The 9,338-nt window shown below is 75.4% G+C and carries 10 protein-coding genes; 5 read left to right on the plus strand and 5 right to left on the minus strand.

All coding sequences use genetic code 11. The features are described from left to right. The first annotated feature begins 343 nt into the window (after positions 1 to 343). The 3 genes from ACFWXO_RS22695 to ACFWXO_RS22705 all read left to right on the plus strand — a co-directional run bounded on the left by ACFWXO_RS22695 (position 344) and on the right by ACFWXO_RS22705 (position 2,471). On the plus strand, positions 344 to 868 hold the full coding sequence (locus ACFWXO_RS22695; protein WP_380525565.1) for a SigE family RNA polymerase sigma factor: 525 nt from the start codon (positions 344 to 346) through the stop codon (positions 866 to 868). Further along, positions 855 to 1,601 carry a hypothetical protein gene (locus tag ACFWXO_RS22700; RefSeq protein WP_380525566.1) on the plus strand — a complete coding sequence of 249 codons (747 nt, stop codon included), beginning with the start codon at positions 855 to 857 and terminating at the stop codon, positions 1,599 to 1,601. The genes ACFWXO_RS22695 and ACFWXO_RS22700 overlap by 14 nt, the downstream gene beginning before the upstream one ends. A gap of 99 nt (positions 1,602 to 1,700) precedes the next feature. Then, on the plus strand, positions 1,701 to 2,471 hold the full coding sequence (locus tag ACFWXO_RS22705) for a L,D-transpeptidase family protein (RefSeq protein ID WP_380525567.1): 771 nt from the start codon (positions 1,701 to 1,703) through the stop codon (positions 2,469 to 2,471). A gap of 76 nt (positions 2,472 to 2,547) precedes the next feature. On the opposite strand, the gene ACFWXO_RS22710 is transcribed toward ACFWXO_RS22705, so the two are convergent. Continuing rightward, positions 2,548 to 3,087, minus strand: coding sequence for a pyridoxamine 5'-phosphate oxidase family protein (locus ACFWXO_RS22710; protein WP_380525568.1), 540 nt, complete (start codon positions 3,085 to 3,087; stop codon positions 2,548 to 2,550). A 196-nt stretch (positions 3,088 to 3,283) separates the two neighbouring features. Here ACFWXO_RS22710 and ACFWXO_RS22715 point away from each other — a divergent pair, with 196 nt between their 5' ends. Continuing rightward, positions 3,284 to 4,321: a terpene synthase family protein gene (locus tag ACFWXO_RS22715; protein ID WP_380525569.1), complete on the plus strand. Its 1,038-nt coding sequence runs from the start codon at positions 3,284 to 3,286 to the stop codon at positions 4,319 to 4,321. A 231-nt stretch (positions 4,322 to 4,552) separates the two neighbouring features. Here ACFWXO_RS22715 and ACFWXO_RS22720 read toward each other — a convergent pair whose 3' ends face one another. Then, complete coding sequence (locus ACFWXO_RS22720; RefSeq protein WP_380525570.1) at positions 4,553 to 5,239, minus strand: alpha/beta fold hydrolase; 687 nt, start codon at positions 5,237 to 5,239, stop codon at positions 4,553 to 4,555. A 176-nt stretch (positions 5,240 to 5,415) separates the two neighbouring features. Between ACFWXO_RS22720 and ACFWXO_RS22725 the strand changes: the two genes are divergently transcribed. After that, complete coding sequence (locus ACFWXO_RS22725) at positions 5,416 to 5,652, plus strand: hypothetical protein (protein ID WP_380402434.1); 237 nt, start codon at positions 5,416 to 5,418, stop codon at positions 5,650 to 5,652. Between the two features lie 82 nt (positions 5,653 to 5,734). Here ACFWXO_RS22725 and ACFWXO_RS22730 read toward each other — a convergent pair whose 3' ends face one another. The 3 genes from ACFWXO_RS22730 to ACFWXO_RS22740 form a co-directional block, all read right to left on the minus strand. Further along, the gene (locus ACFWXO_RS22730) at positions 5,735 to 6,484 is read right to left on the minus strand and encodes a hypothetical protein (protein ID WP_380525571.1); all 750 of its coding nucleotides are present in this window, start codon (positions 6,482 to 6,484) and stop codon (positions 5,735 to 5,737) included. A 210-nt stretch (positions 6,485 to 6,694) separates the two neighbouring features. Next, on the minus strand, positions 6,695 to 8,272 hold the full coding sequence (locus tag ACFWXO_RS22735) for a sigma-70 family RNA polymerase sigma factor (protein ID WP_380525572.1): 1,578 nt from the start codon (positions 8,270 to 8,272) through the stop codon (positions 6,695 to 6,697). 218 nt (positions 8,273 to 8,490) lie between these two features. Continuing rightward, a partial coding sequence (locus ACFWXO_RS22740; RefSeq protein WP_380525573.1) for a CAP domain-containing protein occupies positions 8,491 to 9,338 on the minus strand: 848 nt, incomplete at its 5' end.

The following is a 9,338-nucleotide window of genomic DNA, read 5'->3' on the forward strand; positions in this document are numbered from 1 at the left end:
GGGGGGGGGGGGGGCGCCCCCCGGGCCCCCCCCGGGCGCCCCGGGGCGCCCCGGGCCGTGCGGGAACGGCCGGGCCTTGGTGGTCCCCTCGCCCCGCCTGCCGCCCGGCCTAGCCCCGGCCGGCACGCGGGCCGTCCAAGCCCTCCCTCCCCGCACCACCGGGGCCGCGCCCGGCACCCGCCCGGGGAGCTGCGAAAATTCTTCCGACGGGCAGGCAACCCGGTCCGCCGCCCATCGCGTTCAGCAGCCGTGAGAACGACACGAACGAGGACGCGGCCCGCCGGGCCGCCACGGCTGACGGGAACGGTGCGGGAACCATGGCAGGGGCAGGGGCGGCAGCAGGATGACGGACGCGACACCGGACTTCACGGAGTTCGTCGCCGCCTGCGGCCCCAAGATGCTGCGCACGGCCTGGCTGCTCACCGGGGACCGGCACCAGGCCGAGGACCTGCTGCAGACCGCGCTCGCCAAGGTCTGGCCCCGCTGGGAGCTGATCGCCCGCGAGCGGCCCGAGGCGTACCTGCGGAAGGTACTGGTCAACTGCCACGTCTCCTGGTGGCGGCGGCGCTGGACCGGCGAACTCCCGCACGAGGAGCTGCCGGAACCGGCGGTCGCCCGGGCCGACCCCTACGAGGACGTGCTGCTCGGGCAGGTGGTCGCCGAGGCGGTCCGCTCACTGCCCCCGCGCCAGCGCGCCGTGGTGGTGCTGCGCTTCTTCGAGGACCTCAGCGTGGAGGAGACCGCCGAGGTGCTGCGCTGCAGCACCGGAACGGTCAAGAGCCAGTCGCACCGGGCGCTGGCCGCCCTGCGCGGACGGCTCCCGGCCAGGGAACTGCTGCTGGACGGGGGACGTCGTGAACGCGTCTGATCCGCGCGAGGGCGCCGGGGTGGAGGAGGACGAGCTGCGCGTCCTGCTGCAGGAGGCCGTCCCGCCCCTGGCCGCGCCGAAGGACCGGATGGAGCGGGTGTTCGCCCGAGCGGCCCGGACCAGGCGGCGACGGCGCAACGCCGGCCTCGGGCTCGGCCTGACCGGCGGGCTGGTCGCCGCCGTACTGGCCGCCGCCCCGGCGATCGCCCCGAGCCCCGGGCCGGCGCAGGAGGCCGCGGGGCGGCCGACCGCCACCGCCTCCCCGCTCCCCACCGCAACGGGCGCCCCGCTCCGGTTCCCCGAGGTCGACGGGCTCCTCGCGACCCTGCCGCCGGGCTGGTTCTCGGAACCCGTCACCGGCGACCCGCACCAGGCCGTCGGGTACCTGGCCAACCGGCCGTTCAATCCGAACGGGCCCTGCTTCGGGCTGCCCGTCCCCTGCGGCGCATCGGCCGCGCAGCCGGCCCCCGACCGGGTACTGCTCACCCTGCGGCTGGTGAACGCGCCGGACACGGCCGGGCAGCCCGACGGAGCGACCACCGGGATGACGGAGACCCCCTTGGACAAGGAGTGCTCGACCCGCAACGGCAACCGGGAGCTCGTCGGCCGGCGGAGCGTCGACCTCAAGGGGCCCGCCCTGGTCGAGGTGACGGCCTGCGCCCTCGACCCCTCCGAACGGACCCTGCGGCAGGTGCAGCAGGTGCTCGACTCGATCCGGACGGCCGACCGCTGATCCCCTGACGCCCGGGCCGCCCCGCCCCGTCCCGGCCTGTCCCCGTCCCTGTCCCCGTCGTCGCCGCTGCCGCCCGCACCCACCCGAAACGGAACCGCCATGTCCCTACCCCGTCGCGCCCTCGTGGGGCTGGCGCTGCTCCTGGTGAGCTGCGCCCCCGAGGCCCACGGACCGTCCACCGCGACCACCCCCGCCCCGACCGCCCCCGGCACCTCCGCCCCGGACCTCCCGGCCGAGCCGCCGCCCGTCGCCGTCGCCGCGCGCCCCGCACCTCCCGAGCTGCCGCGCCAAGTCCCTGGCGTCGGGCCGCAGTTGCGCAGCGCGATACCGGCCGGGACCCGGCAGGTGCTGGTGGTCACCGGCGACGGCCCCGAGGCCTCGACCGGGCACGCCGTGCTCTACCGCGACGACGGCGACGGCTGGCGCGCCGGGCCCGCCTGGCCGACCCGCAACGCCGTGCACGGCTGGACCACCGACCACCGCCAGGGCGATCTGCACTCCCCCGTCGGGGTGTTCACGCTCACCGACGCGGGCGGCCGACTGCCCGACCCGGGCGCCCGGCTGCCCTACCACCGGTCCGAGGACTTCGTGATGGGCGGCACCGGCTTCGAGGGGGAACCGCTGGCCGGCTCCTTCGACTACGTGGTCGCCATCGACTACAACCGGGTCCCCGGCTCGACCCCGCTCGACACCCGCCGCCCGCGCGGCACCGGGTACGGCGGCGGGATCTGGCTGCACGTCGACCACGGCGGGCCGACCCACGGCTGCGTCAGCATGACCGCCGACCGGATGCGGGAGCTGCTGCTCGCGCTCGACCCCGCGCTGCACCCGGTGGTGGTGATGGGGGACGCCCGGAACCTCGCCCGCTGAGCACGGACGCGGGCTCCGGGCGGGTCCCGGCGGGTTCCGGGCCGGCCCCGGCGGGTTCCGGGCGGGCGGGCTGCGGTCAGGTCCGCAGCTCGGCGGTCCGGCCCCCGTCGAACCGGTAGGCGGTCTGGCCGAACCCGCCCTTGGCGAAGGCGAGGACCTTGGCCGGCCGCACCCCGAAGACCAGGGACGCGCCCCCGTCCTGGTGGGCGAAGCCGTCCGCCGTCACCCGGAACCGCCACTCGCCGTTCCACTTGGCCGCCCAGGCGGCCGCGAGACGTTCCAGCGCGGGGCGCGCGGTGACCCGCACGGCCACGCCCTCCACCACCACGTCGAGCCCCCGGTCCCAGCGGTCGCAGCCGGTGGTCAGCGCCACCTGCCGGTTCCCGCCCAGGTTCACGGCCTTCTGCTCCGCGGCGCCGGTGGTGAAGTGCAGCTGCCCGTCGAGCCACACGGCCACCAGGGGCGTGACGTGGGGGCGTCCGTCGGACCGCACCGTGGTGATCCAGAACAGCTGTGCCGATTCCAGCACCCCACGAACGGTCTCCCACGGCGTCGCGCCCGAACCGGGGTCGCTGAACCGTTCGTCGAACCGCGCATCCGGGTCGTTCGTGCTCATTCGTCGCTCCTGTCAGGAGGAAGTGGCCGGACACCACCACACCGCGATCGGCGGCTACCGGGCAAGGTGGCCGTCGGCCCCGGCCGTGGACGGCGACACGCCCCCCACCGTGCGCCCTTGCGGCCGGAGGGCCGTCGCGGCGACCCTTGGGACGAGCGACGGCCGGCACAGCCATGCCTTCGAAAGGGCACCCCCCATGCCTCAGGACACCGCGTTCACCCTCCCCTTCGACACCGCGACCAGCCCGGACGCCGACGCGGCCCGGCGGCGCAGCCTGCTCTGGAGCCGGCGGCAGGGGCTCGTCGCGGACCCGGTCGACGAGGCGCGCTTCCTGCGCTGGGACATCGCCGGGCTGATGGCCGTCTGGAACCCCCGGACGAGCGGGGCCCGGCTGGACCTGACCGTGGACGCCGTCGTGGTCGCCACCTTCCTCGACGACCACGTGGACGGCCCGCCGGCCGACCGGCCGGAGCGGGTGGACGCCGTCTGCGCGGACTTCGCCCGCGTCATCGCCGCAGGCGGCCGACCCCCGGCCGGGGCCGGGCCGCTGCTGCGGGCCTTCGGCGACGTGTGGCAGCGCCTCGCCGACGGCGCCTCCCCCGCCTGGCTGGAACGCACCGGACAGCACTGGCAGTGGTACCTCGGCGCGTACGCCCAGGAGGCCCGCAACCGCGCCCACCGACGCGTCCCGACCCTCGCCGAGTACGCCGAACTGCGCCGCCGCTCCGGCTTCGTGTACGCCATGCTGGACCTCAGCCAGAAGGCCTACGGCTTCGAACTCCCCGACCGGCTCTACACCCAGCCCGTGGTGCGCCGGATGGCCGACATCACCGCGGACGTCGTCGACACGCTCAACGACGTCCACTCCGTCGAGAAGGAGGAGTCGCGCGGCGACGTCCACAACCTCGTCCTCGTCATCGAGAACGACCCTGGCCGAGCCCGGAGTCGGGACCGCAGCCGGGACCACGGCCGGGACGGGGCCCCGGACCACGCGGACAGCATCCGGGAGATCCAGGGCATGGTCACCGCCTGGTGCGAGGAGTTCCTCGTCCTGGAGCAGCGGCTGGCGAGCGGCGTCGGGCCGCGGGAGGCCGGAGCCGCCGCCCTGATCACCGACTGCATGCGCACGGCCATGAGCGGCTACCTGGAGTGGAGCAGGACCACCCGCCGCTACTCCCACCTCGTGCCCGCCGGCGAGGCCGCCCTCGCCGCCGACCTCGTGCAGACGAACTGACCGTCCCAGCAGGGAATTTCGACTCCGGGGCCGACCCGGGCCCTGGGCGCTGGGTCCTAGGGTCCGTCTTCAAACTCCCGTCGTCCGCCCGGAGGGCGGGCGGGGCGGCGTTGGGGTGCGTGCATCGCAAGGCGGAGGAGGGAGCCCAATGCAGCGCATTGGCGACCGACGACAACGCGGCGAGGCGCGTGCCCCGGCGTCGCCCCGCAGACGGGAGTTTGAAGACGGACCCTAGGACTCCAGGGACTTGGCGGCGTCCCGGATGACGTCGAGGACGAAGTCGGGGTGCGACAGCATGGGGACGTGGCTGCTGTCGACGTCGAAGGTCTTCGCGCCCATCCGCTCGGCGGCGGCCCGTTCCAGGTCGGGGTTCACGGTGCGGTCGTTGTTCGCGACGATGTACCAGCTCGGCTTGGTGCGCCAGGCGGTGCCGGGGACCTGCTGGGCGAACAGGTCGGGGACGGGGACGGCGCCCGTCGCGAGGACCAGCTTCTGCTCGGCGGCCGGCAGGTCGCCGCAGAAGTCGCCGATGCCCGCCTCCAGCAGCCAGAGGCGCCCGTCGGAGACGCCGACGTGCGCGAAGACGGGCGTCGGGGGGAACTTCTCCTGCTGGCCCACCGAGGTCTCGTCCTCGTCCGGGGCGAGCGCGGCGATGTAGACCAGGGCGCCCACCCGGTCGTGGACGCCCGCCTTGGTGATCAGGGTCCCGCCGTAGGAGTGGCCGACCAGCACCACCGGGCCCGGCACGTGCTCGATGGCCCGGGTGACGCACGCGACGTCGCCCGCCAGTGAGTCGAGCCCGTGCTGCGAGCTGTAGACCTCGTGGCCCTCGGCCTGGAGCGTGGGGATGAGCTTGTTGAAGCACGACCCGTCGGCCCAGAGCCCGTGGGCGAATACGATGCTGGCCTTACCGGCCATGACGTCCTCCTTCGTCCTTCGTCGGTACCGCGCCGTGACGGAACACGGACCACTGCGGCCAGTATCCGTTCGGTCACCGTGCGCGGCATCCCGGCCGCACGCCCCGGGCGCCTCCCCGGGCCGCGACGCTCCGGGGCCGCCCGTAACCCTTGCGGCGCGCTTTCGTTGGACCGGCCATGAAGAAGCGCAGCATGCTCGCCGTCGCCTCGCTCGCCGTCGGCGTGGTGGCCTCCCTGACCGCTCCGAGTGCGCACGCCAGCGAGATCGGCGGCCAGGAGGGCCTGCCGGGTCCGCTGACCAGCGCCCCGGACGCGGTGCCCGGGCAGGTCGGGGACGCGGGCGGCGTGGTCGGCCAGGCCACCGGCTACGTGACCGGCTCGGCGGACGGCCTGGCGCCGGTCACCCCCGCGTAGCCCTTCCCCGGACTCTCGGGGCGGGCCCGGGGAAGGGTGGGTGCGGCCGTCGTGCGGCTCCCCTCCCCGGGCCCGGGTCGGGTCAGGCGCGGAGGAGGTACCAGCCGCCCAGGCCGCTGCAGGCGGTGTTGACGTAGGCGCCGAGGCGGTAGCCGGCCGGGACGGGCTGGTACGGGCAGACCTGGAGTCCGGGCCGGGCGACCACCTGGAACCAGGAGCCGATGCCGCCGCAACCGGGCACCTGGTGGCCGGTGTTGACGTAGCCGGGCGGGATCGGAGAACCCGCGCAGGTCCAGATGCCGTCCCTGGCGAGCTGCATGAACCAGGCGTCGATGTTGGTGCAGCCGTTGCCGTTGGCGACGTGGGCGGTCAGGACGTAGCCGGGCGGGATGGGCGAGGTGCCGCAGGTCCACAGACCGTCCACCGGCAGGCGCATGTACCAGGAGTCGTAGCCGTCGCAGCCGGTGGGGTTGTGCCCGGAGAGCACGTAGCCGGCCGGGATCGGCGAGGTGGCGCAGGTCCAGATGCCGTCCCGTGCGGGCTGCTGGTACCACATGCCGGCGCCGTTGCAGCCGTTGTTGGTGTGCATGGTGAGGACGTAGCCCGGGGTGACGGGCGCGCCCCGGCAGATCCAACCGGGCCCGGCCGCAGCGGCCTTGGCGGCGGAGGCCGATGCGGCGGAGGCCCCGGTGGGTGCGGCGGAGGCGGGTGCGGCACCCGCTCCGACCAGGACGGCCACCAGCAGCGCGAGCGCCCCGGCCAGGGCGGCGAGTCGGCTTCGGAGGGCGGCGGTCGACGAACGGTCGAGCAGTCGGTCACGTAGTTCTGTCACTTCACACCAGTCCTGTCGGCAGGTCCGTAGGGCCCCGCACGGCGGCCGTGCGGGCGCCGGGGTGGTGGAACCGGTGCGACAGTAGCAAGGATTGGAACGCTCCAAGAGGGTTCCAGAGCAGCCAGCATGCCCACGTCAAAGGTTGGCCGGAAACGCTCGCCCGGACCGACCCGGGCGGGGCCGCTCCGGGCCGGAGCGGGGGCGGGCCGGTCAGGACATCGGGGCGCCCAGGTCCTGGGTCCACAGGGTGCCGGCGGGGCTGGTGGCGACGCCGACGCCGATGTCCTTGAAGCCGCAGTCGAGCATGTTGGACTGGTGGATCCCGCCGTCCATCCAGCGGGCGAAGACGCTCGCCGCCGTGGTCGGGCCCCGGTCGAGGTTCTCGCCCCACTGGGACCAGCGGTAGCCGGCCGCGGTGATCCGGGCGTCCGTGCGGACGCCGTCCGGGTTCACGTGGTCGAAGAAGCCGCGGGCGGCCATGTCGTCGGAGTGCTTCTGGGCCGAGGCGTGCAGGCGGGGGTCGATCCGCAGCGGGGCGCAACCCGCCTTGGCGCGTTCGGCGTTGACCAGGTCCACCAGCTGCCGTTCCGGGTTGGGCTGGGGCGCCGCCGGGGTCGACCGGGTGGCGGTGGGCGAGGGCGTCGGGGTCGGGGTCCCGGTGGGGGTCGGCGTCGGCGTGGGGGTGGCGGTCGGGGTGTCCGGGACGGTCGCCGGCAGGGCCACCGGGGTGTCCAGGGCGGCGGCCGGGACGGTGGGCTCGGGCACCGCCGGGTGCGGCGGCTCGGTGGGGTTCGACCAGACCAGGGCCAGCGTGGTGACGGCCACCGCTGCGGCCGTACCGCCCGCCAGTGCGGCCTTGCGGGCGGCGGTGCCGGCCCAACCGCCGTGCGCGCCACCGCCGGTGGCCGCACCGGCCGCCGTACCGCCCGCGCCCGATCCCGCACCGGCCGCCGCCGTGTGGGCGCCCGCCGCGGCGGTCGCGGCGGTGTGCTGGAGGTGCAGCAGCGCGGGCGAGGCGGAGGGGATCGGGACCAGCGCGAGGCCGGCCAGCAGGCCCTCGGCCGGGAAGAGGTCGCGGCCCAGGCCGTCGCAGCCGGCGCAGCCGCGGATGTGCCGGGCGATCCGCTTGCGCCAGACCGAGTTCGGGGTGCCGTCGAACCCGGCGGTGACCTCGACGAGTTCGGGGCAGCGCGGGTAGGCGCCGAGGGCGCGGACCACGACCCGCCCGGCCTCCAGCTGCTTCTTCATCCGCTGGACCCGCACGGCGGCGTGCGGCATGGTCAGGTCGAGGGCCTCCGCGAGTTCGGCGCGGGTGAGTTCGCCGGCGGCCTCCAGCCACCACAGGGCGAGCAGTTCACGGTCGTCCGGATCCAGCCAGCGGGTGGCCTCGGCCACCTCGCGGCGCTGGCCGGACAGGCCCAGGCGCAGGATGGTGAGGTCGGTGAAGTCGGCCCGGGGGTCCGGGACTTCCCAGGCCTCGTCCAGGCCGCCGACGGTGGGCTGCTGCTGCCCGGCGGCATGCCGGCGGCGGACCTGGTTCATGGTGATGGCGACCAGCCAGGAGCGGAAGGACTCCGGGTCGCGGAGCCCGTCCAGGCCGTCCAGGGCGCGGATCATGGTCTCCTGGGCCACGTCGTCCACGTCGGCGTGGCCGCGCAGGGCGCGGCCGGCCACGTTGTAGACGAGCGGCAGCCAGGTGGCGACCAGGGCCTCCTGGGCCTGTCGGTCACCTGCCTGCGCCGCGCGTACCAGGGTCGTCCCGGTCCTGTTCTGCACATCAGCGTTCATGGTCCGCACTCCGTCTTGCCGTGTTTCCGTCCGCCGCTGCCTCCTCGGAGACCTGTGGGGAGTGATCAGATAACAACAATGTGCGCGGAATCGGAAAATCGGACTGCCCGGTGGCCGGAGGTACCGGCCACCGGGGGCGAGCGGAGGCGGGGTGAGCGGAGGCAGGGGTCAGGGGACAGGACTCAGGGGCGAGCAGCGGGAACGAGGGGCGGGGCCGGTCAGGCCGGGGCGGCGAACACCTGGGTCCACCACGGGCCGTTGGCGCCGGTCCGCACCCCCACCCCGAGCTGCTTGAAGTCGCAGTTCAGGATGTTGGCGCGGTGGCCGGGGCTGTTCATCCAGGACTCCATCACGGCCGCCGGATCGCTCTGGCCCCGGGCGATGTTCTCGCCCCAGGTGCTCCAGCGGTAGCCGACCGCCTCGATCCGGTGGTCGGCGTGGTAGCCCTCCGGGCTGGCGTGGTCGAAGTAGTTGCGGTTGGCCATGTCGTCACTGTGTGACTGGGCCGCGCTGGCCAGCCGGGGCTCGGCGGCGACCGGGCCGCACCCGGCCTTGGCCCGCTCGGCGTTGACCAGGTCGACGACCTGCTGCGCGAACGCGGGGGACGACCCGCCGCCCGCCGGGGCCGCGGCGGCCCGCTGGGCGGTGCCCGCGGCGGCGTTGGCGCTCGGGCGGGTGGTCGCCGGGCTCGGCTTGGCGGTGGCGGTGGCGGTGGCCGTCGGGGTCGGCGTCGCGGTGGGCTGGGCCGTCGGGGAGGCGGTGGCCGTCGCGGTGGCTGTCGGGCTCGGGGTGGCCGACGGACCCGTCGCCGTCGGACTGCCCGAGGGCGGCACCGCGCCCGCGAGGCCCGCTCCCCCGGCGCCCGGCACCTGGATGCCCTCGTGCGTCCCCACCTCGGCGGCGACCAGCGAGTCGGCCGCGGCGGCCTGCCCGGCGAGGTCCCGGTCGCTCTGCTTGCCGCCGTACGCCGCGTAGCCCGCCCCGGCCAGCGCCGCGATCAGGCCCGTCCCGGCCACGGCGGCGACGACCGCGGTCACCGGCACGAACCCGCCGCGCCGACGTCCCC

Source organism: Kitasatospora sp. NPDC059088 (assembly GCF_042738155.1).
Classification (GTDB): Bacteria; Actinomycetota; Actinomycetes; order Streptomycetales; family Streptomycetaceae; genus Kitasatospora.